18 protein-coding genes are annotated in these 23971 nt (G+C 71.3%); 3 read left to right on the top strand and 15 right to left on the bottom strand.

The genetic code is table 11. The features are described from left to right. Positions 1-38: 38 nt before the first annotated feature. The 10 genes from gap to uvrA all read right to left on the bottom strand — a co-directional run bounded on the left by gap (position 39) and on the right by uvrA (position 13669). Positions 39-1043, bottom strand: a complete 1005-nt coding sequence (gene gap, locus ACQP6G_RS06400; protein WP_429729141.1) for a type I glyceraldehyde-3-phosphate dehydrogenase — start codon at positions 1041-1043, stop codon at positions 39-41. A gap of 282 nt (positions 1044-1325) precedes the next feature. Next, complete coding sequence (whiA, locus tag ACQP6G_RS06395; protein ID WP_429763406.1) at positions 1326-2306, bottom strand: DNA-binding protein WhiA; 981 nt, start codon at positions 2304-2306, stop codon at positions 1326-1328. A gap of 63 nt (positions 2307-2369) precedes the next feature. Beyond that, positions 2370-3338 (bottom strand): gluconeogenesis factor YvcK family protein, encoded by a 969-nt coding sequence (locus ACQP6G_RS06390; protein ID WP_429763405.1) that lies wholly within the window; start codon positions 3336-3338, stop codon positions 2370-2372. Continuing rightward, positions 3335-4270 carry an RNase adapter RapZ gene (gene rapZ, locus ACQP6G_RS06385; protein ID WP_429763404.1) on the bottom strand — a complete coding sequence of 312 codons (936 nt, stop codon included), beginning with the start codon at positions 4268-4270 and terminating at the stop codon, positions 3335-3337. Before rapZ ends, ACQP6G_RS06390 begins: the two co-directional genes overlap by 4 nt. Further along, complete coding sequence (gene uvrC / locus ACQP6G_RS06380; RefSeq protein ID WP_429763402.1) at positions 4267-6414, bottom strand: excinuclease ABC subunit UvrC; 2148 nt, start codon at positions 6412-6414, stop codon at positions 4267-4269. The genes rapZ and uvrC overlap by 4 nt, the downstream gene beginning before the upstream one ends. A 68-nt stretch (positions 6415-6482) precedes the next feature. Next, complete coding sequence (locus tag ACQP6G_RS06375) at positions 6483-7382, bottom strand: carbohydrate ABC transporter permease (protein WP_429763401.1); 900 nt, start codon at positions 7380-7382, stop codon at positions 6483-6485. After that, complete coding sequence (locus ACQP6G_RS06370) at positions 7379-8401, bottom strand: carbohydrate ABC transporter permease (protein WP_429763400.1); 1023 nt, start codon at positions 8399-8401, stop codon at positions 7379-7381. The genes ACQP6G_RS06375 and ACQP6G_RS06370 overlap by 4 nt, the downstream gene beginning before the upstream one ends. Continuing rightward, positions 8398-9843, bottom strand: a complete 1446-nt coding sequence (ngcE, locus tag ACQP6G_RS06365; protein WP_429763399.1) for an N-acetylglucosamine/diacetylchitobiose ABC transporter substrate-binding protein — start codon at positions 9841-9843, stop codon at positions 8398-8400. The genes ACQP6G_RS06370 and ngcE overlap by 4 nt, the downstream gene beginning before the upstream one ends. A gap of 263 nt (positions 9844-10106) precedes the next feature. Next, positions 10107-10625, bottom strand: a complete 519-nt coding sequence (locus ACQP6G_RS06360; RefSeq protein WP_429763397.1) for an OsmC family protein — start codon at positions 10623-10625, stop codon at positions 10107-10109. Positions 10626-10642: 17 nt separating this feature from the next. Continuing rightward, positions 10643-13669, bottom strand: coding sequence for an excinuclease ABC subunit UvrA (gene uvrA / locus ACQP6G_RS06355; protein ID WP_429763396.1), 3027 nt, complete (start codon positions 13667-13669; stop codon positions 10643-10645). Positions 13670-13818: 149 nt separating this feature from the next. Here uvrA and ACQP6G_RS06350 point away from each other — a divergent pair, with 149 nt between their 5' ends. Continuing rightward, the gene (locus ACQP6G_RS06350) at positions 13819-14115 is read left to right on the top strand and encodes a YciI family protein (RefSeq protein ID WP_429763395.1); all 297 of its coding nucleotides are present in this window, start codon (positions 13819-13821) and stop codon (positions 14113-14115) included. Positions 14116-14173: 58 nt separating this feature from the next. On the opposite strand, the gene ACQP6G_RS06345 is transcribed toward ACQP6G_RS06350, so the two are convergent. The 4 genes from ACQP6G_RS06345 to coaE form a co-directional block, all read right to left on the bottom strand. Further along, entirely contained in the window at positions 14174-15295 is a 1122-nt protein-coding gene (locus ACQP6G_RS06345) for a TerC family protein (protein WP_429763394.1), read from the bottom strand. Further along, positions 15292-16311: a TerC family protein gene (locus tag ACQP6G_RS06340; protein ID WP_429763393.1), complete on the bottom strand. Its 1020-nt coding sequence runs from the start codon at positions 16309-16311 to the stop codon at positions 15292-15294. The genes ACQP6G_RS06345 and ACQP6G_RS06340 overlap by 4 nt, the downstream gene beginning before the upstream one ends. Before the next feature lie 216 nt (positions 16312-16527). After that, positions 16528-18642 (bottom strand): excinuclease ABC subunit UvrB, encoded by a 2115-nt coding sequence (gene uvrB, locus ACQP6G_RS06335; protein WP_429763392.1) that lies wholly within the window; start codon positions 18640-18642, stop codon positions 16528-16530. Between the two features lie 78 nt (positions 18643-18720). Further along, positions 18721-19353, bottom strand: a complete 633-nt coding sequence (gene coaE, locus ACQP6G_RS06330) for a dephospho-CoA kinase (RefSeq protein ID WP_429763391.1) — start codon at positions 19351-19353, stop codon at positions 18721-18723. A gap of 78 nt (positions 19354-19431) precedes the next feature. Here coaE and ACQP6G_RS06325 point away from each other — a divergent pair, with 78 nt between their 5' ends. Beyond that, positions 19432-21315, top strand: a complete 1884-nt coding sequence (locus tag ACQP6G_RS06325) for an ABC transporter ATP-binding protein (protein ID WP_429763390.1) — start codon at positions 19432-19434, stop codon at positions 21313-21315. Positions 21316-21419: 104 nt separating this feature from the next. On the opposite strand, the gene rpsA is transcribed toward ACQP6G_RS06325, so the two are convergent. Next, complete coding sequence (gene rpsA / locus ACQP6G_RS06320) at positions 21420-22901, bottom strand: 30S ribosomal protein S1 (protein WP_429763389.1); 1482 nt, start codon at positions 22899-22901, stop codon at positions 21420-21422. 194 nt (positions 22902-23095) lie between these two features. On the opposite strand from rpsA, the gene ACQP6G_RS06315 reads away from it, so the two are divergent. After that, positions 23096-23917: a class I SAM-dependent methyltransferase gene (locus ACQP6G_RS06315; RefSeq protein ID WP_429763388.1), complete on the top strand. Its 822-nt coding sequence runs from the start codon at positions 23096-23098 to the stop codon at positions 23915-23917. Positions 23918-23971 lie beyond the last annotated feature (54 nt).

Raw genomic sequence — 23971 nt, 5'->3', positions numbered from 1 at the left:
CGTGACTCACGCTCGAGCGATGTCGGGCGCCGGAGTCGTCAGAGCTTCTCGCCGACGTGGACGGTCAGCGCGACGAGCGAGTTGGAGTAGCCCCACTCGTTGTCGTACCACGAGACGACCTTGACCTGGTTGCCGATCACCTTGGTCAGCTTCGAGTCGAAGATGCTCGTGTGCGGGTTGGTGACGATGTCCGACGACACGATCTCGTCGTCCACGTACTCCAGCGTGCCCTTGAGCGGGCCCTCGGCGGCGGCCTTGACCGCGGCGTTGACCTCCTCGACCGTGACCTCCTTCGGAGCCTCGAAGGTGAGGTCGGTGGCCGAGCCGGTGATGACCGGGACGCGCAGGGCGTAGCCGTCCAGCTTGCCCTTCAGCTCCGGGAGCACCAGGGCGACGGCCTTGGCCGCACCCGTGGTGGTCGGCACGATGTTCTGCGCGGCGGCGCGGGCGCGGCGGAGGTCCTTGTGCGGGCCGTCCTGCAGGTTCTGGTCGCCGGTGTACGCGTGGATCGTCGTCATGAGGCCACGCTCGATGCCGATCGAGTCGTTGAGGGCCTTGGCGAGCGGCGCGAGGCAGTTCGTGGTGCACGACGCGTTCGAGATGATGTGGTGCGCGGCCGGGTCGTACTGGTCGTTGTTCACACCCATGACGAAGGTCGCGTCCTCGTTCTTCGCCGGGGCGGAGATGATGACCTTCTTGGCACCGGCGTCGATGTGCGCCTTGGCCTTGGTGGCGTCGGTGAAGAAGCCGGTGGACTCGATGACGATGTCCGCGCCCAGCTCGCCCCAGGGGAGGTTCGCGGGGTCGCGCTCGGCGAGCGCACGGATCTTCTGGCCGTCGACGATGATGTTCTCGTCGTCGAAGTCGACCGACTTCGGGAAGCGGCCCAGCACCGTGTCGTACTTGAGCAGGTGGGCCAGAGTCTTGTTGTCGGTCAGGTCGTTGACGCCGACGACCTCGATGTCCGCACCCGACTCCACGAGAGCGCGGTAGAAGTTCCGTCCGATCCGACCGAAGCCGTTGATCCCGACGCGGATGGTCACGATTGCCCTCCTCAGGGCGCGCCGGTGAGATCCCGACGCACACGGTTGATGCCGACTTCCGCACGCCGCGAGGGGCGTGCTGATGATTCACGTCGTGACCCCGGAACCACCCGACGTTCTTCCACCGGGCGGTCAGCCTCGGGTCACGTCGTCGTCACCTGACGGAATGAGCCTATACCCGAAACCGTGGTGCCGCTGACCCTCGACGGCCTCGTGAGACATGTGGTCCGACCATATGGACGCCGTGGCTCGAGCGCCCCGTCCGCCGCCCGTCGGACGGCGTCAGAGGTCGAGCAGCTCCGGGCTCAGGCCGGCCTCGGTGTCCGGGATCCCGACGTCGATGGCCCGCTTGTCCGCCGTCGACAGGAGGCGCCGGATCCGGCCCGCGACCGCGTCCTTGGACAGCGGCGGGTCGGCCAGCTGCCCGAGCTCCTCCAGCGACGCCTGCTTGTGCGCCAGGCGCAGCTCCCCCGCCTGCCGCAGGTGCTCGGGCACGTCCTCGCCCAGGATCTCGAAGGCACGCTGCACCCGCGCGCCCGCCGCGACGGCGGCGCGCGCCGACCGCCGCAGGTTCGCGTCGTCGAAGTTCGCGAGCCGGTTAGCGGTGCCGCGCACCTCGCGGCGCGCGCGCCGCTCCTCCCAGATCTCGCGGGTGCGCACCGCGCCCATCCGGCGCAGGATCTCCCCGATCGCCTCGCCGTCGCGCACCACGACGCGGTCCACGCCCCGCACCTCTCGCGACTTCGCCTGCACGCCCAGGCGCCGCGCGGCGCCGACCAGCGCGAGCGCCGCCTCGGGCCCGGGGCACGTGACCTCCAGCGCCATGGAACGGCCCGGCTCCGTGAGCGACCCGTGCGCGAGGAATGCACCACGCCACACCGCCTCGGCCTCCGCGACGCCCGCCGACACGACCTCAGGGGCGAGACCGCGCACCGGCCGCCCCCGGGAGTCCAGCAGGCCCGTCTGGCGGGCGAGCGACTCGCCGTCGCGCACCACGCGGACCACGTACCGGTTGTTCTTGCGCAGCCCCCCGGCCTGCACCACGATCAGGTCGCTCGTGTGCCCGTAGAGCTCCGTGATCGACTGCCGCAGCCTCGCCGCGGCCGCCTCGTCGTCCAGCTCCGCCTCGATCACCACCCGGCCCGAGATGATGTGCAGCCCGCCGGAGAACCGCAGCGTCGCCGAGACCTCCGCCTTGCGGCACGACGTCCGGGTCACCTTGATCCGCGCGAGCTCGTCCTTCACCTCTGCCGTCAGCGCCATGGCGTCATCCTGCCACGCGAGGCAAGCACCCTGAGCCGTCGGCGGGGTGCCACCGAGGGCCGGTCACACGTCCCCGTAGACGCCCTCGAACACGTCGCGATAGGCCGCCGCCAGGCGCAGCGGGTCGTGGCGCGCCGTCCCGTCGCCGCGACGGACCTGCCGCATGAGCAGCCGCGCACCCATCGCCTGGGCAGCGTCGGCGAGCTCGTCGACGTCCTCGACGGCGGACGGGTCGGCCAGCACCGCGTCCACGCGCAGCCCGGGCGCGTGCCGGGACAACGCCTCGAGGTGGTCCGTCGCGGTGAGCCCCTGGGTCTCGCCACGCTCGGCGGCCAGGTTGAGCGTCACGCACACCCGCGCGTCGGTCTCGAGCAGAGCCCTCGCGAGCTCCGGCACCAGCAGGTGCACCAGCACCGACGAGTACCAGGATCCCGGGCCCAGCACGACCCAGTCCGCGGTGCGGACCGCCTCCACCGCCTCCGGGCACGCCGGCGGGTCCGCCGGCACCAGCCGCAGCTGCTCGATCCGCCCCTCGGACACGGCGACACGGCTCTGCCCGACGACGGTGTCGAGGGTCGCGACGCCGTCGCGACGCACGTCCGCCTCCACCACGAGAGGCACGGACGCCATGGGCAGCACGCGCCCCCGCGCGCCGAGCAGCCGGCCGACCCAGTCGAGCCCCGTCACCGTGTCGCCGAGCAGCTCCCACAGCGCGACGATCAGGAGGTTGCCCATGGCGTGCTTGTCCAGGCTGCCGCCCGAGACGAACCGGTGCTGCAGCAGGTCGCTCCAGGTGCGGCCCCACTCGGAGTCGTCGCACAGCGCCGCGAGCGCCATCCGGAGGTCGCCGGGCGGCAGCACGTCGAGCTCGTCACGCAGGCGCCCCGACGACCCCCCGTCGTCCGCGACCGTCACGACGGCGGTGAGCCGGTCGGACATCAGCCGCAGTGCGGACAGGCTCGCGAACAGGCCGTGCCCTCCCCCGAGCGCCGTCACCGCCGGCGCCCCAGGGCTCGCGACCGGCGTCGTCACTCCTTCCCCAGGTCGCGGGCCGTGAGGGAGACCCGCTGGCCCGCCTCCCGCAGCCGCTGGGCGATCTCGCCCGCGATCGCGACCGAGCGGTGCTTCCCCCCGGTGCACCCGACGGCGATCGTCACGTACCGCTTCTCCTCGGCCAGGTAGCCGGCGAGGACGGGTTCGAGCGCGGCCACGTACCGGTCCACGAAGTCCCGTGCGCCGGGCCGGGCGAGCACGTACTCCCGCACCGGGGCGTCGCGGCCCGTGAGGTGACGCAGCTCGGTGATCCAGTACGGGTTCGCCAGGAAGCGGACGTCCACGACGTGGTCGGCGTCGAGGGGGATGCCGTACTTGAAGCCGAACGCGAGCACGTTCACGCGCAACGCGTCGGGGGCGCCGTCCGCGATGGCGGCGCGCACCTCGCGCGCGAGGTCGTGGACCGACAGCTCCGACGTGTCGATGACCACGTCGGCGCGCTCCGCGATCGACGCGAGCGCGCGGCGCTCCTCGCCGATGCCGTCGAGGATCCGGCCCTCGCCCTGCAGGGGGTGCGGACGGCGGACGCTCTCGTAGCGCCGCACCAGGGTCTCGTCGCGCGCGTCGAGGTACAGGATCCGGTAGTTCACCCCGGCGTCGCGCAGGTGCTGCAGCACCCGGGTGAGCTCGGCGAAGTACTCCCGCCCGCGCACGTCGACCACGACCGCGAGCCGCTCCACGGACGAGCCCGCCCGGGTCATGAGGTCGACGAGCGGCACGATCATCATCGGCGGCAGGTTGTCGACCACGAACCAGTCGAGGTCCTCGAGGACGCCCGCGGCACGCGAGCGGCCGGCGCCCGACATGCCGGTGATGATCAGCACCTCCGGCTCGGACTGCTCCGGCGCGGGGGTCGCGGCCTCGATCTCGGGAATGCCCTGCGGGACGGTGATGGGGTCCGGCTCGCTCATGCGCCCAGCATGCCAGGAGCCGCACCGTCGTGGCTGGTCGGCGCGCTGCCCGCGTCCGGCGTTACGGCCGGGGAGGTCGCTCCTGAGGTCGTGTCCGGTGCGCCGCCGTCACCGCCGAGCGCGGCGACGACCGCCTCGGCGGTCCGCCGGCCCATGCCGCGCACACCGGCGATCTCCTCCACGCTGGCCGCGCGCAGGCGCTTGACCGAGCCGAAGGTGCTCAGCAGCGCCTTGCGGCGTGTCGGCCCGAGGCCCGGTACGTCGTCCAGGACGGACGCCGTCATGCCCTTGCTCCGGCGACGCCGGTGCTGCGTGATGGCGAACCGGTGGGCCTCGTCGCGCACGCGCTGCAGCAGGTAGAGGCCTTCCGAGGAGCGCTGCAGGATCACCGGGTAGTCCTCGCCGGGGACCCACACCTCCTCGAGCCGCTTCGCGAGCCCGCACAGCGCGACGTCGGTGACGCCCAGCTCGTCGAGCGCGCGCTGCGCCGCCGCCACCTGCGGCGGTCCGCCGTCGACGACCACGAGGTTCGGCGGGTACGCGAACCGCTTGCGCTCCCCCGGCTCCTCGGCGGGCACCTCGCCCGAGCGCGGACGGGCGCGGGCGGGCGCGCCGGCACCGTCGCGGCTGTCGTCGCTGTCGTCGAGCTCCACGTCGCCCGACGCCAGCCGGTCGGCCAGGTAGCGCCGGAACCGGCGGGTGATCACCTCGTGCATCGCCGCCGTGTCGTCCCGCGCCCCGTCGCCCTCGGGCCCGCGCACCGAGAAGGTGCGGTACTCGCTCTTGCGCGGCAGCCCGTCCTCGAAGACCACCATCGACGCCGACTGGTACGTGCCCTGCGTGTGCGAGATGTCGTAGCACTCGATGCGCAGCGGGGCCGACTCCAGCCCCAGCGCCTCCTGGATCTCCCGGAGCGCCTGGCTCCGTGTGGTGAGGTCGCCCGCCCGGCGCGTCCGGTGCAGGGCGAGGGCGTGCTCCGCGTTCGCCTTCACGGTGGCGGCGAGCTCGCGCTTGTCCCCGCGCTGCGGCACCCGCAGCTCCACCCGGGCTCCGCGCAGACCGGTCAGCCAGGCCGACATCTGCCCGGGATCCGGGGGCAGCACGGGGACCAGCACCTCGCGCGGGACGGCGTCGCGCGTCTCGCGCCGGGACGCGGCCCGGCCGTCGGCGTCGAGGTCCGTCTCCTCCGCCGCCGCGCGCGCGTCCTCGACGGCGCCGTACACCTGCTGCAGCAGGTGCTCCACGAGCTCCGCGTCCGTGACGTCCTCGACCTTCTCCACGACCCAGCCGCGCTGCCCGCGGATGCGTCCGCCGCGCACGTGGAACACCTGGACGGCGGCCTCGAGCTCGTCGCCCGCGAGCGCGAAGACGTCGGCGTCGGTCGCGTCGGGGAGCACGACGGCGTTCTTCTCCGTGGCCCGGCGCAGCGCCTGGATGTCGTCGCGCAGCCGGGCGGCCTGCTCGTACTCCATGGACGCGGCGGCCTCGTTCATCCGCGCGGTGAGGCGCCGCTCGAACCGCTGCGTGTCGCCGGCCATGAAGTCGCAGAAGTCCTGCGCCAGCTGCTTGTGGTCGTCGACGGTGATCCGACCGACGCAGGGCGCCGAGCACTTGTCGATGTAGCCCAGCAGGCACGGTCGGCCGGTCTGGTGGGCGCGGCGGTACACGCCGGCCGAGCAGGTGCGGATCGGGAAGACCCGCAGCAGGAGGTCGAGGGTCTCGCGGATCGCCCAGGCGTGGCCGTACGGCCCGAAGTACCGGGTCCCGGGGCGCTTGGCCCCGCGCATCACCTGGGCGCGCGGCACCTCCTCGGCCATGGTCACCGCGAGGTACGGGTACGACTTGTCGTCGCGGTACTTCACGTTGAACCGCGGGTCGTACTCCTTGATCCACGAGTACTCGAGCGCCAGGGCCTCGACCTCGGTGCCCACCACCGTCCACTCCACCGACGCCGCCGTGGTCACCATGCTCTGCGTGCGGTGGTGCAGGTGCGCGACGTCCTGGAAGTAGTTCGACAGCCGCGCCCGGAGGTTCTTCGCCTTGCCCACGTAGATCACGCGGCCGTGCGCGTCGCGGAACCGGTAGACGCCGGGCGACGTGGGGATCTCCCCCGGCTTCGGGCGGTAGGTCGCTGGGTCGGCCATGCCGTCAGCCTAGGTCAGGCCACCGACGCCCCCGGCGCCGCGGTGGGCGGACCGGGGGCCGGCGGCCGCTACTTCATCGTCCCCGCCGTGACGGACCCCTGGAGCTGGCGCTGGAAGATCAGGTAGGCGATGAGCACCGGCACGATCGTCACGACCACCGCCGCGAACATCGCGCCGAAGTCCACGGCGTACCCCGCCGACGACACGAACGCGGCCAGCCGCTGCGACAGCACGTAGTTCTGCTGCTCGGGGTTCAGCGCGATCGGCAGGATGAACTGGTTCCACAGGCCCAGGAAGTTGAAGATCGCCACCGACGCCATGCCGGGCCTCGCCATGGGCAGCATCACCTGGAAGAAGGTCCGCCAGTTGCCCGCCCCGTCGATCGCCGCGGCCTCGGCGATGTCGTCCGGGAGCCCGCGGAAGAACGCGTAGAGGAAGAACACCGTGAACGGCAGCGCGAACGCCACGTACACCACGATCAGCCCCGGCAGCGTGCCGAGCAGGGCGGCGTTCTGGAGCACGAAGAACAGCGGGACGATCGCGAGGAAGACCGGGAACGTCAGGCCCGCCAGCATGAGGTAGTAGATGGCCCGCCGCCCGGGGAACTCGAACCGGGCGAGCACGTAGGCGCACATCGCCCCCAGGAGCATCACGAGCACCAGCGCGGACCCCACCACGATGATCGTGTTCACGAAGGCCCGGCCGATCTGGGCGTCGACCCACGCGTTCTCGTAGTTCGTGAACGACCAGTGCTCCGGCAACGAGAACGGCGACGCGAAGATCTCCGCGCTCGTCTTGAAGGAGCCGATGAGCACCCAGATCATCGGAGCGATGACGAGGATGCACCAGATCACGAGGACGGTGTGCGAGACCCCGGCGGCGAGGCGGTCGCCGCCCGCCGCGCGGGCGGTGCGGGTCCGTGGGACGGCGCGTGCCGCGCGCGGCACCGCCTCGGCGTGGGCGGTCATCCCCGGCCCCTCTCGCTACGGCCGCCGGCGAGGCGGTTCACGGTGAACACCAGCGCGGCGAACACCAGGGTCACGATCGCCATCGCCACGCCCATCGCGCTGGCGTAGCCGAACTTCCCCTCCGTGAACGCCGTGCGGAACAGCTGCTGGGACATCACGAGCGTCGAGTTGTCGGGGCCGCCCTGCGGGTTGAGCGCCTGCACGTACACGAACAGGTCGAGCGCGATGATCCCCAGGTAGATGTAGGCGGTCTGCACGTTGTCCCGGATGAGCGGCAGCGTGATGGACCACGAGGTCCGCCACCGCCCGGCGCCGTCGATCCGCGCCGCCTCGTAGATCTCCGACGGGACGCCCTTGATCGCCGCGATGAAGAGCAGCATGTAGAAGCCGACGAAGCCCCACACGACCACGAACATCGTCACCGGCATCGCCGTGCCCACGTTCCCCAGCCACGCGAACGACTGGAACCCGTCGAGCCCCAGCCCCGTGAGGATGCCGTTGACCAGACCGTTGCTCGGGTCGAGGATGAGGCGCCACATGATGCCGACGGCGATCGCCGGGATCACGTACGGGAAGAGGGACACGACCCGGTAGAAGCCCGACCCTCGGACGCCCCGGATCTGTCCCCTCCCCGCTCCGCCCACCGTGATGAGGATCGCGAACGTCAGCGCGATGACGATGGTGATGAGCGGGATGAACAGTCCGAACATCACGCTGTTCCCGACGGCGTTGACGAACCGCGGGTCCTGCAGCAGCGTCGTGAAGTTCGCCAGACCCACGACGTCGAACTCGGTCGTGAAGCCCGACCAGTTGGTGAGGGCGTAGAACGCGGCCTGGACGAACGGCCAGATCACGAAGACCAGGAAGAGCGCGAGCGGGAGCCCGAGGAAGACGACGAAGAAGCTCACGGTGTCGAACGACCACCCGCCCAGCCGCCCCCTGCGGGGCCCGCGCCCGGGCCCCGCAGGAGCTCCCTCGCCGGCGGGCAGGACCTGCCCGGCGCCGGGGATGGCGGTCATGACACCTCGATCTTGTCGATCGTGTCGTCGTTCGCGATGCGGTCCGTGATCGCCTGCAGCTCCTTGGTGAGGTCCGCCACCGACTTCTTGCCGTCGAGGAAGGAGTTCCAGATCGGGAGCTGCTCCTGGTTCATGCCGTAGGTGTTGACGAAGTTGAACGTGAAGATGTCGGTCCCGGCCGCGCTGAGCATCTCGGTCTGCGACACCAGTGCCGTCGACCCGAACCCGTCGGCGGGGACGATGTCCTTCACGATCGTCGGGGCCAGCTTCGTCTTGGAGAAGTTCGTCGCGGCCTCCTTCGAGAGCATGACCCGCAGCAGCTCCTTGCCGCCGGCGACGCTCTTGGCCTGCGACGGCACGATGAACGGCTCACCGGCGGTCGAGTGCAGCGCCGTCGCCGGCATCGCCGGGCTCGCGGTGACCGAGAAGCTCGGGACGCCCTTCATCTGGAAGTCGGACGCCGTCTGGTCCTTCATCTCGTTCTCGATCCAGGAGCCCGACGGGTAGAGCAGGGCCTCCTGCTTGTTGCTCCACTGCGCCTGGGCCGCGGTGAACTGCGTGCCCGACCCGCCGGGCTTGAAGTACCCGGCGTCGATGATCTCCTTCATGATCGTGAAGGTCGCCTGGAGCGAGTCGTTGGACCAGCAGTCCGGCTTGAGGTTCTCGAGCGCCAGCCGGACCTCGTCGCCGCCCTCCTTGATGGCCGACTCGATCGCGAGGGTCTGGTAGTACGTCGCGGCCTCGGTGCCCCACAGGAAGAGGTACTTGCCGGCCTTCTTCGCCTCCGCGCCGAGGGCCTTGGCCTCCTCCCACGTGGCGGGCGGCGTCCAGCCGTTCTTGTCGAAGAGGCTGCCCGAGTACCAGACGCCGTAGACGGTGAGGACGTAGTTGAGCGCCGCGAACTTGTCCCCGTAGGTGCCCGGGGCGAGGACGCCCTCGTACAGGGTGTCGCGGATGGTCGTGCCCTCGACGTTGGGCGCGTCGATGATGTCGGTGAGGTCCTCGAGCTGGTCGAGGATCGTGTTGAACCCGATCGACTGGGCGCCCGAGTTGTCCACCAGGTCGGGCGGGTTGCCGCCGACGAAACGCGGCTGCAGCTCCGTGGCGATCTGCGTCGAGGGCGAGACCTTGACGGTCGATCCGGCGTGCAGGCCGGCGAGGACCGTTCCGGCGAACTCGACGTAGTCGACGCCGTAGCCGCCGTCGAAGATCACCGCGTCGACCGTGGTGTTCTCGGCCATGCCGAACGGGTTCTTCGCGTCCATCTCGCCACCGGGGGCGGCACTGGTGGCCCCCTCGCCTCCTCCCCCGCCCGTGGCGCACGCCGCGAGCGGGAGGCCGAACGGGACGGCGGCGGCCGTGTACATCACGGCACGGAGCACCGACCGACGGGAGGGCTGGGGGGTGATGTTGCTCTGGTCAGTGGTGAAGTTGCTGGTCATCGTCGTTGATGCCCTTCGTGTCAGGGTGCGTCGCGGGACGCCCCGTCAGCCGTGCTGCTCTGCCCCGCCCGGGGCCCTGCGCCGACCTCCTCGTCTCGCGCCACAGTGAGCCGTTGCGGCGGGTTCCGCACCGCTCACGGAAATAACTCCCATCCACCACGGGGATGGAGTGGAAAATATTCACGCACGGCCGCCACGTCAACAGCCGACACGACAGTGTGACCGGACTGGTATAGATCACCCGCTCGGGTGCGGGTGGCCCCTTACGAGGTGGGCGCCGCGAGCCGCACGGGCGCAGGCTCGACGAGGACCGCGAAGTTGACCGACCGCGCGATGAAGCACAGGGCGTGCGCGCGGTGGTGGAGCTCCGCCACCGCCTCGTCCGTCGCCTGCGGGCCCGCGTCGACGGTCACCCTCGGTCGCAGCGTGACGTCCGTGAACTGCCCCTCGCCCCGAGACTCCACCCGCATCGTGCCGGTCGTGTCGTCCACGTACTCGCGGACCACCAGGCCGTGCTCGGCGGCCAGGTGGAGGAACCACAGCATGTGGCACTGCGCGAGGCTCGCGACGAACAGCTCCTCCGGGTTGTGGCGCGCCGGGTCACCGCGGAACGCCGGGTCGGCGCTCCCGAGCAGCGGCGGCTTGCCCGAGACCAGGACCGTGTGGTCCCGGGAGTACGACGTGTAGGACGTCGTGCCCGGCCCGCCACCGGGGTCGGAGGCCCCGGCCTCGGCAGCATCGGGCCAGGCGACGGTCACGGCGTAGTTGTGGTGCGCTCCCATGGCCACACGCTAGGACGTCAGGCCGCGCTGCGCTTACCGGGACGCTTCGACGCGGTCTTCCCCTTCGTCGTCGCCTTCCCCGAACCCTTCGTCGTGCCCGTCGCCGAGCTCTTCGCCGAGCTCCGCGCCCGCGGCGCCGACGACGCCGAGGTCGCGGCGGCGGACCTCGCCCGGCCGGCAGGGGTCGCCGTCGGCACGGGTGGGTGCTCCTGGAGGATCGGCGCGAGGAACTGGCCCGTGTGGCTCGCCTCGACGTGCGCGACGTCCTCAGGCGTGCCCTCCGCCACCACCGTCCCGCCGCCGGAGCCGCCCTCCGGCCCCATGTCGACGATCCAGTCGGCGCTCTTGATGACGTCGAGGTTGTGCTCGATGACGAGGACGGTGTTGCCCTTCTCCACCAGCGACTGCAGCACGCCGAGCAGCTTGCGGATGTCCTCGAAGTGCAGGCCCGTGGTCGGCTCGTCGAGGACGTAGATCGTGCGGCCCGTGGAGCGCTTCTGCAGCTCGCTCGCGAGCTTGACCCGCTGCGCCTCGCCGCCCGAGAGCGTCGGCGCCGGCTGCCCGAGGCGGACATAGCCGAGACCCACCTCGACCAGCGTGGTGAGGTAGCGCGAGATCGCGGGGAACGCGGCGAAGAACTCCGCGGCCTCCTCGATCGGCATGTCCAGCACGTCCGCGACCGTCTTGCCCTTGAAGTGCACCTCGAGGGTCTCGCGGTTGTACCGCGCCCCGTGGCACACCTCGCACGGCACGTAGACGTCGGGCAGGAAGTTCATCTCGATCTTCAGCGTGCCGTCGCCCGCGCACGCCTCGCAGCGGCCGCCCTTGACGTTGAAGGAGAAGCGACCCGGGCCGTAGCCCCGGACCTTCGCCTCCTCCGTCTCCGCAAAGATCTTGCGGATCCGGTCCCACACGCCCGTGTAGGTGGCCGGGTTGGACCGCGGCGTGCGCCCGATCGGCCCCTGGTCGACGTGCACCACCTTGTCGAGCTGATCCACGCCCGTGACCCGGGTGTGCCGGCCCGCCACCTGGCGCGCGCCGTTGAGCTCGTTCGCGAGCACGGTGTGCAGGATCGAGTTGACCAGCGTCGACTTGCCGGACCCCGAGACGCCCGTGACCGCCGTGAGCACGCCGAGCGGGAACGACACGTCGATCCCCCGCAGGTTGTTCTCCCGGGCGCCGACGACCGTGACCTTCCGGCCGGGGTCGGTCGCGCGACGCTCCGCGGGCAGCGCGATGCTGCGCCGGCCGGAGAGGTAGGCGCCGGTCATCGAGCCCTCGGCCTCGAGGAGCCCGGCGTAGTCGCCCGAGTGCACGACGCGGCCGCCGTGCTCGCCCGCGCCCGGGCCGACGTCGACGATCCAGTCCGCCGCGCGGATGGTGTCCTCGTCGTGCTCGACGACGATCAGCGTGTTGCCGAGGTCCCGCAGGCGGGTCAGCGTCTCGATGAGGCGGCGGTTGTCGCGCTGGTGCAGCCCGATCGACGGCTCGTCGAGCACGTACAGCACGCCGACGAGGCCCGAGCCGATCTGGGTCGCGAGCCGGATGCGCTGGGCCTCGCCACCCGACAGGGTGCCCGCCGGACGCTCGAGCGACAGGTAGTGCAGGCCCACGTCGACGAGGAAGCCGAGCCGGGCGTGGATCTCCTTGAGGACCTCGGCCGCGATGGCGCGCTCGCGCTCGCCCAGCTCGAGCCCGTCGAGGAAGGTCTTGGCCTGGTCGATCGGCAGCCGGCACACGTCCCAGATCGACTTGCCGCCGACGGTGACCGCGAGGACCTCGGGCTTGAGCCGTGCCCCCGAGCACACGGGGCACGGGACCTCCCGCATGTAGGCCTCGTACTTCTCCTTCGACCAGTCGGACTCGGTCTCCCGGTGCCGGCGCTCCAGGAAGGTCACCGCGCCCTCGAAGCCGGTGGAGTACTGCCGCTCGCGGCCCCAGCGGTTCTTGTACCGCACGTGCACCTGGTGGTTGCGGCCGAACAGGATCGCGTCACGGGCGCGCTGCGGCAGCGCGCGCCACGGCACGTCCATGGAGAAGCTCATCTCCTCCGCCAGCGCGGTGAGCACCCGCTCGAAGTACTCCGACGACGTCTGCGCCCACGGCACCACGGCACCGTCGCGCAGGGTCCTCTCCTCGTCCGGCACGACGAGGTCGGCGTCGACCTCGAGGCGGAAGCCGATGCCGGTGCACTCCGGGCATGCGCCGTACGGGGCGTTGAAGGAGAACGTGCGGGGCTCGATCTCGTCGAGCGCGAGCGGGTGGTCGTTGGGGCACGCCCGCTTCTCCGAGAACTTGCGCACCCGGTCGAGGTCGTCGATGTCGGCGTCGACGAGCTCGACCATGACCAGGCCGCCCGCGAGCCGCAGCGCGGTCTCCACCGAGTCGGTGAGCCGGCGCTGGACGCCGTCGCGTGACACGAGACGGTCGACGACGACCTCGATGTCGTGCTTGAGCTTCTTCTCGAGCGTGGGCGGGCTGGTCAGCTGCACCACCTCGCCGTCGACCCGCGCGCGGGCGAAGCCCTGCGTCTGCAGCTCGGCGAACAGGTCGGCGTACTCGCCCTTGCGCCCGCGCACGACGGGTGCGAGCACCTGGTACCGGGTGCCCTCCGGCAGCTCGAGGAGCTTGTCGACGATCTGCTGCGGCGTCTGCGAGCGGACCGGCTCGCCGCACACGGGGCAGTGCTGCGTCCCCGCGCGGGCGAAGAGCAGGCGCAGGTAGTCGTAGACCTCGGTGATCGTGCCGACCGTCGACCGCGGGTTGCGGTTGGTCGACTTCTGGTCGATCGACACCGCGGGCGACAGGCCCTCGATGAAGTCGACGTCGGGCTTGTCCATCTGACCGAGGAACTGGCGGGCGTACGCGGAGAGCGACTCCACGTAGCGGCGCTGCCCCTCGGCGAAGATCGTGTCGAACGCCAGGGAGGACTTCCCCGAGCCCGACAGCCCGGTGAAGACGATCAGCCCGTCGCGCGGGAGATCGAGCTCGATGTTGCGCAGATTGTGCTCGCGGGCGCCGGAGATGACGAGGCGGTTGCTCACCCGGGCATCCTACGTCGGCGCGCCGACATTCGTACAGGCGTTCTATACCTTTCGGGGTCTTTTCGCGTGCCTGACCGGTCACACCCGGTCTCCCGACCCGCTCCTGGACGTCCCGGGCTCGCGACCGCGCGGGGTGCTTGGATGCGGCCATGTCCGTCTACGCCGTCACGTACGTCTACGTCACCGACCCCGACCGCCTCGCGGAGGTCCGTCCGGAGCACCGGGAGTTCCTCCGCGGCCTGCACGAGAGCGGCACGCTGCGCGTGTCCGGCCCGCTGCCCGCGACGCCGGACGGCGAGCCCGGCGGCGCGCTCCTGGTCGTCGAGGCCGACGACGCGACCGGCGCGCTCGAGCTGCTCGCGGCCGACCCCATGCGGCGCGAGGGTCTGGTGGCGCACCGCGCGGCGCGGGAGTTCGTGCCCGTGATCGGCGGCTTCGCCGCCTGACGCCGGACGCGCGCGGGCCCCGGACGGCGTGCCGTCCGGGGCCCGTGCGCTCGTGTCGTCAGCGGCCCGAGGACTCCGGCCCGGAGGACGCGGGAGCGGTGCCGGGCTCCGACGCCACGTCCTGCGCCTCCGGTGCCGGCGTCGTCGACGACGCCGCACCCGCGGCGTCGGCCGCGCCCGCCGGCGCCGCGTCCTTCGCGGCGACCGCGGCGGTCCGCCGCGTCTTCGCCAGGCTCGCGACCGTCGCGATCGCGATCGAGCCGAGGATCACGGCGAGGGACAGCCAGATCGGGATCTCGGGTGCCCAGGCGACGTGCTCGCCCCCGTTGATGAACGGGAGCGTGTTGGTGTGCAGCGCCTCGAGGATGAGCTTGACGCCGATGAACCCGAGGATGACCGCCAGGGCGATCGGCAGGTACACCAGCCGCTCGAGCAGGCCGCCGAGCAGGAAGTAGAGCTGCCGCAGGCCCATGAGGGCGAAGATGTTCGCGGTGAAGACGATGAACGGATCCTTCGTCAGCCCGAAGATCGCGGGGATCGAGTCGAGCGCGAACAGCAGGTCGGTCGAGCCGATCGCGACGAACACCACGAGCATCGGGGTGAACAGCTTCTTGCCGTCGACCACCGTGCGCACCTTCGCGCCGTCGTACTCCTGGCTCACCGGCAGCACGCGGCGGAGCAGGCGGATCGCCACGTTCTCCTTGAACTCCTCCTCGTCGTCGCCTCCCGCCACGAGCTTGACCGCCGTGTAGATGAGGAACGCGCCGAAGAGGTAGAACACCCACACGAACTGCTCGAGGATCGCCGCCCCCGCGAGGATGAACGCCCCGCGCAGCACCAGCGCGATGATGATGCCGACCATCAGCACCATCTGCTGGTGCCGCTTCGGCACCGCGAACCGCGACATGATGATGACGAAGACGAACAGGTTGTCCACGCTCAGGGAGTACTCCGTGAGCCAGCCGGCGTAGAACTCCCCGGCGGGGGCTGTGCCGCCCACCGCCAGCACGATCAGCCCGAACACCAGCGCCAGCGCCACGTAGAAGCCGACCCACAGGCCGCTCTCCTTCATGCTCGGCACGTGCGGGCGCCTGCCGACGATGGCGAGGTCGACGGCGAGCAGGAGGATCAGCGCCGCGAGCGACGCCCACTCGAACCAGACCGGCAGCTCGTGGATCATGCGTCTCCTTCGGAGGTGGGTGTCGGCGCGGCGACGGCACGGGCCCGACGGTCACGCCGGTCGCGCGCCAGGGAGGCGATCGTCGTGACGGCGAGCACCACCACGATGAAGCTGAGGGACAGCGTCGTCGAGATCTCGGGGATCGCCTCGACGTGGTTCCCGCCGTTGATGAACGGCAGCTCGTTGGTGTGCAGGGCGTGGATCACCAGCTTGACACCGATGAAGCCGAGGATCGCCGCGAGGCCGTAGTTGAGGTAGACGAGGCGGTCCAGGAGACCGTCCACGAGGAAGTAGAGCTGCCGCAGCCCGAGGAGGGAGAACGCGTTGGCCGCGAAGACGAGGTACGTCTCCTGCGTGAGACCGAAGATGGCGGGGATCGAGTCGACGGCGAACAGCAGGTCCGCGCTGCCGATCGCGACCATGACGATGAGCATCGGCGTGATGAACCGCTTGCCGTCGATCTTCGCGGTCATCTTGTCGCCGACGTACGTGTCCGTCGTCGGGAAGAGGCGGCGGGTCAGCCGCAGGACGCCGTTCTCGTTCCACTCCTCGTCGTGCCCCGTGCCCGAGCGGGCCTGGGCGATCGCGGTCCAGATGAGGAACGCGCCGAAGATGTAGAAGACCCAGGCGAAGTTCGCGATGATCGCGGCGCCGGCGATGATGAACACCGTGCGCAGCACCAGCGCGATCGTGATGCCGATGAGGAGCACGCGCTGCTGGTACTCGCGGGGCACCCGGAAGCTCGTCATGATCAGGACGAAGACGAACAGGTTGTCGACGCTGAGCGACTTCTCCGTGATGTACCCGGCGAAGTACTCCCCGCCGTACGTCCCGCCCCACACGACCCAGACGATCACGCCGAACACGACCGCGACCGCGACGTAGGCCAGGGACCACGTGGCCGACTCGCGCAGCGTGGGGGCGTGCGGGGTGCGCACGTGGCCGACGTAGTCGACCGCGAGCATCGCGAGGATCACGCCGACGGTGACGATCCAGACCCAGACGGGCACATCCATGAAAACTCCTCCGGTACGTAGCACTGAGCACCGGAGGTCTTCCCCACCCGGAGCGGCTGCGAGCCTGGCGTCCGGGCCGACGAGGCCGGTCCGGCATCCGTGCCGGACGTGATGACGACCTCACCGTGGGCGGGGTACTCCCCTCCAACCCGCACACCCTACATGAGACCCCGGACCCGCCATCCGCGCATGTCACGAGGGGATCTCCCGCCCCGCTCAGGCCGTCGCGGCCTGCATCTGCCGCAGCTCCTTCTTCAGCCCGCCGATCTCGTCGCGGAGGCGGGCCGCGACCTCGAACTGCAGCTCCGCGGCGGCGGCGTGCATCTGGTCGCTGAGCTCCTGGATGAGCTCCGCGAGCTCGCCCGCAGCGGCCCCGGCGAGCCGGTTGCCGGTGGTGGCGCCCTCCTTCGGCGAGCCCGGCACGGGCGCGCGCCCCTTGCCCTGCGCGGACGCGGGGGCCTTGCGGTACCCGCCGGACAGCAGCTCCTGCGTGTCGATGTCCTCGCGGGCGAGCATGTCGGTGACGTCCGCGATCCTCTTGCGCAGCGGCTGCGGGTCGATCCCGTGCTCCTCGTTGTACGCCACCTGCTTCGCGCGACGGCGGTCCGTCTCGTCGAGGGCGTACCGCATGGCCGGCGTGATCTTGTCCGCGTACATGTGCACCTGGCCGGTGACGTTGCGCGCCGCGCGCCCGATCGTCTGGATGAGCGACCGCTCGGAGCGCAGGAAGCCCTCCTTGTCGGCGTCGAGGATCGCCACCAGGGATACCTCCGGCAGGTCCAGGCCCTCGCGCAGGAGGTTGATGCCGACCAGCACGTCGTACTCCCCCAGCCGCAGCTCGCGCAGCAGCTCGACGCGGCGCAGCGTGTCGACCTCGGAGTGCAGGTATCGCACCCGCACGTCCTTCTCGAGGAAGTAGTCGGTGAGGTCCTCGGCCATCTTCTTGGTGAGGGTCGTCACGAGCACCCGCTCGTCCTTCTCGACGCGCTCGCGGATCTCGTGCAGCAGGTCGTCGATCTGGCCGGTGGTCGGCTTGACGACCACCTGCGGGTCCACCAGACCGGTGGGCCGGATGACCTGCTCCACCACGCCGTCGGACATGGAGAGCTCGTAGTCGCCCGGGGTCGCGGACAGGTAGACCGTCTGCCCGATCCGCTCGACGAACTCCTCCCAGCGCAGCGGCCGGTTGTCCATCGCGCTCGGCAGGCGGAACCCGTGCTCCACGAGCGACCGCTTGCGGGACATGTCCCCCTCGAACATCGCGCCGATCTGGGGCACGGTCTGGTGCGACTCGTCGATGACGAGCAGGAAGTCCTCGGGGAAGTAGTCGAGCAGGGTGTTCGGCGGCGACCCCTGCTCGCGGCCGTCGATGTGCCGCGAGTAGTTCTCGATGCCGCTGCACGTGCCGATCTGGCGCATCATCTCGATGTCGTACGTGGTGCGCATCCGCAGCCGCTGCGCCTCCAGCAGCTTGTTCTGCCGCTCGAGGTCCGCCAGCCGTTCCGCGAGCTCGGTCTCGATGCCGCCGATCGCCCGCTCCATCCGCTCCGGGCCCGCGACGTAGTGCGTGGCCGGGAAGAGGTAGACGCTCTGCTCGTTGCGGAGGACCTCGCCCGTGAGCGGGTGCAGCGTCTGGATCGACTCGATCTCGTCGCCGAACATCTCGATGCGGACGGCGAGCTCCTCGTACACGGGGATGATCTCCACCGTGTCGCCGCGCACGCGGAACGTGCCGCGCGTGAACGCCATGTCGTTGCGCGTGTACTGCATCTGCACGAAGCGGCGGAGCATGTCGTCGCGGTCGACCACGTCCCCGACGTCGAGCCGCACCATCCGGTCCACGTACTCCTGCGGGGTACCCAGGCCGTAGATGCAGGACACCGACGCCACGACCACGACGTCGCGCCGGGTCAGCAGCGACGACGTCGCCGAGTGCCGCAGCCGCTCCACCTCGTCGTTGATCGACGAGTCCTTCTCGATGTAGGTGTCCGTCTGCGCGATGTACGCCTCGGGCTGGTAGTAGTCGTAGTACGAGACGAAGTACTCGACGGCGTTGTTCGGCAGCAGCTCGCGGAACTCCGTGGCCAGCTGCGCGGCGAGCGTCTTGTTGGGTGCCATGACGAGGGTGGGCCGCTGCAGCTTCTCGATGAGCCACGCGGTCGTCGCGCTCTTGCCGGTGCCGGTCGCGCCGAGCAGGACGACGTCCTTCTCCCCCGCCTGCACGCGGGACGTGAGGTCTGCGATGGCGGTGGGCTGGTCTCCCGAGGGCTCGTAGTCGGACACCACCTCGAAGGGGGCCACCGCACGCTGCAGGTCGGTCACGGGTCGCATGGCACCACCGTACGGCGCGCCTCCGACACCCACCGGTGAGCCCGCCGGTGCGACGGCCGAGGGCGCGCCGCCGCGGCGTCAGGCCTCGGACGCGGCGGCGGACTCCTCGTCCACCTCCGCGCGCAGACGCTGCCAGAGCGTGTCGACCTGCTCGCGCAGCCCGTCCTCCGTGCCCGTGCCGTCCAGCACGACGTCCGCGACGGCGGACCGCTCGTCGTCCGTCGCCTGCGCGCCGACGCGCGCCCGCGCGGCCGCGTCGTCGAGGCCGCGCCCGCCCACGAGCCGCGCGACCCGCTGGTCCGCCGGGGCGTGCACGACCACCAGCAGGTGGAAGTGGTCCGCCTGGCCCGTCTCGACGAGCAGGGGGATGTCGTGGACCACGACGGCCCGGTCGTCCGCCGCGCCGGCGAGCGCCTCGCGCTCGGCCGCGAGACGGCGGATCTCCGGGTGCAGGATGCCCTCGAGGCGCGCCCGTGCCGCCGCGTCGTCGAAGACGAGCCGCCCGAGCGCGGGCCGGTCGAGGGAGCCGTCCGCCGCGAGGACGCCGTCGCCGAAGGCCGCGACGACCTCCTCGAGCCCGACCGTCCCGGGCTCCACCACCTCCCGGGCGAGGACGTCGTGATCGATCACGACGGCGCCCAGCTCGGCGAGGCGGCGCGTGACGACGGACTTCCCTGCGGCGATGCCGCCCGTGAGGCCGATGCGAAGCATGGGCCCATCCTGCCCCCGGCGTAGGCTTCCCGCCATGAGCGCCCAGCGGCACCGGGCCGGGGCGGGCCGGGAGGTGCCATGGCGGGCGGACCCATGATGCGGTCGTACCTGAACGACGCGACGGTGAAGGACCGCCGGCTCGCGGGCCCGACGCTCCGACGCATCCTCGGCTTCGCCCGCCCGTACCGGGCGCAGCTCGCGGCGTTCGTCGGGCTGCTGGTGCTCAGCGCGGCGGCCGGCGCCGTCACACCGCTGCTGTTCCGCCGTCTCATCGACGACGGCATCGCGACCGGCGACCGCGGGCTCGTGCTCGCCATGGCCGCCGCCGCGGCGTCGATCGCGATCGTCACGGCCGCGCTCGCGGTGGCGGAGCGCTGGTTGTCGTCGCGCGTGGGCGAGGGCCTGATCCTGGACCTGCGGTCCGCCGTCTTCGACCACGTCCAGACGATGCCCCTCGCGTTCTTCGCCCGCGCGCGCACCGGCGCGCTCGTGCAGCGGCTCAACGGCGACGTGCTCGGCGCGCAGCAGGCCTTCACCTCGACGCTGCAGACCGTCGTCTCCAACGGGCTGACGATCGCGTTCACCCTCGCCGCGATGCTCGCTATGTCGTGGCGGCTCACCCTGGTGTCCCTGGTGCTCGTCCCCGCATTCGTGCTGCCCGCCCGCTGGTTCGGGCGCCGCCTCGCCGGGCTGGCGCGCACCGGGTACGACCTCAACGCGGACGCCGGGCAGATGATGAACGAACGGTTCAACGTCGCCGGCGCCCACCTGGTCAAGGTGTTCGGCGACCCGGAGGCGGAGAGCGCGCGGTACGCGGCCCAGGTGCGCCGGCTGCGCGACCTCGGTGTCCGCACGGCGCTGCTCGGCACGTGGTTCCGCGTCGGCCTGACGACGCTCGCGTCCCTGGCCATCGCCGTCGTCTACGGCCTGGGCGGGCTGCAGGCGATCGCGGGCGAGCTCACCGTCGGCACCGTCGTCGCGCTCACCGCCTACCTCGGTCGCCTCTACGGGCCGCTCACCGCGATGTCGAACGTGCAGGTCGACGTGATGACCGCCCTGGTCAGCTTCGAGCGGGTGCTCGAGGTGCTCGACCTCGAGCCGGCGCTCGCCGAGAAGCCCGGCGCCGCCGACCTGCGCGCGGCGGTGGCCTCCCGGGGTGCCTCCGTCGAGCTGGACCGCGTGACCTTCCGGTACCCGCGGGCCGACGAGGTCTCGCTCGCGTCCCTCGAGTCGGTCGCGACCCTGCGCTCCGACCCCACCGGGGACACGCTGCGCGACGTGTCGTTCTCCGTGCCCGCCGGCGCGATGGTCGCACTGGTAGGGCCCTCCGGGGCCGGCAAGACGACCGTCTCCCAGCTCGTCTCGCGCCTGTACGACCCCACCTCCGGAACGGTCCGGATCGCCGGAGCGGACCTCCGCGACGTCACCGCCGCGTCGCTGCGCGGCACTGTCGGCGTCGTCGCCCAGGAGGCGCACCTCTTCCACGACACCGTGGCCGCGAACCTCCGCTTCGCGCGGCCCGACGCGACCGACGAGGACCTCGAGCGGGCGCTGCGGCAGGCCCGCATCTGGGACCTGGTGGCCCGGCTGCCCGAGGGCGTCGACACCGTGGTCGGCGACCGCGGCTATCGCCTCTCCGGCGGGGAGCGGCAGCGGCTGGCCATCGCGCGCCTGCTGCTCAAGGCGCCCGACGTCGTCGTGCTCGACGAGGCGACCGCCCACCTGGACTCGGAGTCCGAGGCCGCCGTCCAGGCGGCGCTCGACCAGGCGCTGTCGGGCCGCACGTCCCTCGTCATCGCGCACCGGCTGTCGACCGTCCGGGCGGCGGACAGGATCGTCGTCCTCGCCGAGGGCCGCGTGGTGGAGACCGGCACGCACGCCGAGCTGCTCGCCGCGGGCGGCCTCTACGCCGAGCTCTACGCGACGCAGTTCGCGGACGCCGGCGCGACGCCCGCCGAGTAGGCGCGCACCCTCCGGCCACGCACGACGGCGGCCCGCCACCCCGAGGGGTGACGGGCCGCCGTGGGCTACCGGTAGGTCGCGGACGACCCGGTGTCAGTCGCCGATCAGTTGCCCGTGAGCTTCTCGCGGAGCGCGGCGAGCGCCTCGTCCGAGGCGAGCGTGCCCGCGGCCTCCTGCGCCGGCGGGGCCGACGAGTAGGACGAGGACGAGCTGCTCGAGCTGCCGCTGGGGACAGCGTCGTTGACGGCCGCGTCGGCGTCCGCCGCGATGGCCGCACGGACCTGCTCGCGGTGCGACTCCCAGCGGGCGTGCGCCTTGGCGTACTCCGCCTCCCAGGCCTCGCGCTGCGTCTCGAAGCCCTCGAGCCACTCGTTGGTCTCCGGGTCGAAGCCCTCGGGGTACTTGTACTCGCCGTTCTCGTCGTACTCGGCAGCCATGCCGTAGAGCGCGGGGTCGAAGTCCTCGGACTCCGGGTCCATGCCCTCGTTGGCCTGCTTGAGCGACAGCGAGATGCGGCGACGCTCGAGGTCGATGTCGATGACCTTGACGAACACCTCGGCACCGACGCTGACGACCTGCTCGGGCAGCTCGACGTGGCGGACGGCCAGCTCGGAGATGTGCACCAGGCCCTCGATGCCGTCCTCGACGCGGACGAACGCACCGAACGGCACGAGCTTCGTGACCTTGCCGGGCACGACCTGGCCGATGGCGTGCGTGCGGGCGAAGGTCTGCCACGGGTCCTCCTGCGTCGCCTTCAGCGACAGGGAGACGCGCTCGCGGTCGTGGTCGACGTCGAGCACCTCGACGGTGACCTCCTGGCCCACCTCGACGACCTCGGACGGGTGGTCGATGTGCTTCCAGGACAGCTCGGAGACGTGCACCAGGCCGTCGACGCCGCCCAGGTCCACGAACGCACCGAAGTTGACGATCGAGGAGACGACACCGGGGCGCACCTGGCCCTTCTGCAGCGTCTGCAGGAAGGTGGAGCGGACCTCGGACTGCGTCTGCTCGAGCCAGGCACGGCGCGACAGGACCACGTTGTTGCGGTTCTTGTCGAGCTCGATGATCTTGGCCTCGATCTCCTTGCCGACGTACGGCGCGAGGTCGCGGACGCGACGCATCTCCACGAGGGAGGCGGGGAGGAAGCCACGAAGACCGATGTCGAGGATGAGGCCGCCCTTGACGACCTCGATGACGGTGCCGGTGACGACGCCGTCCTCCTCCTTGATCTTCTCGATCGTGCCCCAGGCGCGCTCGTACTGGGCGCGCTTCTTGGACAGGATCAGGCGACCCTCCTTGTCCTCCTTCTGGAGGACGAGAGCCTCGACGGCGTCGCCCACGGCGACGACCTCGCCCGGGTCCACGTCGTGCTTGATGGAGAGCTCCCGGGACGGGATCACGCCCTCCGTCTTGTAACCGATGTCAAGAAGGACCTCGTCGCGGTCGACCTTGACGATCGTGCCTTCCACGATGTCACCATCGTTGAAGTACTTGATGGTGGCGTCGACGGCGGCAAGGAAGTCCTCTTCGGTGCCGATGTCGTTGACGGCAACCTGCGGGGCGGACTTCGTGGTGGAGATGGTCATTGAGTAGATGCTCCGATGCGGACAGGACGTAGTGCGGACAGGGTCTGTGGCGCGAGCACCCGGGCATCGACGCGGGGACCGGTCCGCACGACGGCGGTCCGAACCCCGAGACGTCCTCAGGCGCACTGCACCGCCGACAATCTTATCGATCGTGCGGCGAGGGGTCAACGCGGCCCCCGTGCCACGATGGCCGGGTGAGCCACCATCCTCCCGCGCCCCGTCCCGTCACGCACGCGGGGTACGACGACGTCCCCGACGAGGCGGGGAACGCGGCCGCGCGGGGGTGGTGGGACGAGAACGCCGACGAGTACCTCGCCGAGCACGGCCCGTTCCTCGGCGACGCGGGCTTCCGCTGGGGCCCGGAGGGGCTCACCGAGGCGGAGGCCGGCCTGCTCGGCGACGTCGACGGCGCGCGGGTCGTCGAGATCGGCGCCGGGGCGGCGCACTGCTCGCGCTGGCTGGTCGGCCGCGGGGCCCGGGTCGTGGCCACCGACGTCTCGGCGCGGATGCTGGCCGGCGCGGCACGGCTCAACGACGCCACGGCCACGCCGGTGCCGCTGGTGCAGGCCGACGCCCGGTCCCTCCCCTTCGCCTCCGGGTCCGTGGACGTCGTGTTCACCTCGTACGGAGCCATCCCGTTCGTCGCGGACGCGGAGCGCGTGCACGCCGAGGCGGCCCGCGTGCTGCGGCCGGGCGGCCGGTGGGTGTTCTCCGTGACGCACCCCGTGCGCTGGGCGTTCCCCGACGACCCCACCACCCGGGGCCTCACCGTGCACCGCTCCTACTTCGACCGCCGTCCGTACGTCGAGACCGACGACCTGGGCGACGTGCGCTACGCCGAGTACCACCGCACGGTCGGCGACCACGTGCGCGACGTCGCCGCCGCCGGCCTCCGCCTGCGCGACGTGGTCGAGCCCGAGTGGCCGGAGTGGAACACCGCCACCTGGGGCGGGTGGAGCCCCGAGCGCGGCGCCGTGCTGCCCGGCACCGCGGTCTTCGTCACGACCAAGGACTGACCCGAGGGGCCCGACCGGTCGTCGGCGGTGACGAAGACGGACGCGGGCCAGGTG

Origin of the sequence: Isoptericola nanjingensis, from assembly GCF_050311635.1 — a bacterium.
GTDB lineage: Bacteria > Actinomycetota > Actinomycetes > Actinomycetales > Cellulomonadaceae > Isoptericola > Isoptericola nanjingensis.
Note: the sequence above shows the minus strand (reverse complement) of the source record. Positions and strands in the feature narration are given on the sequence as shown.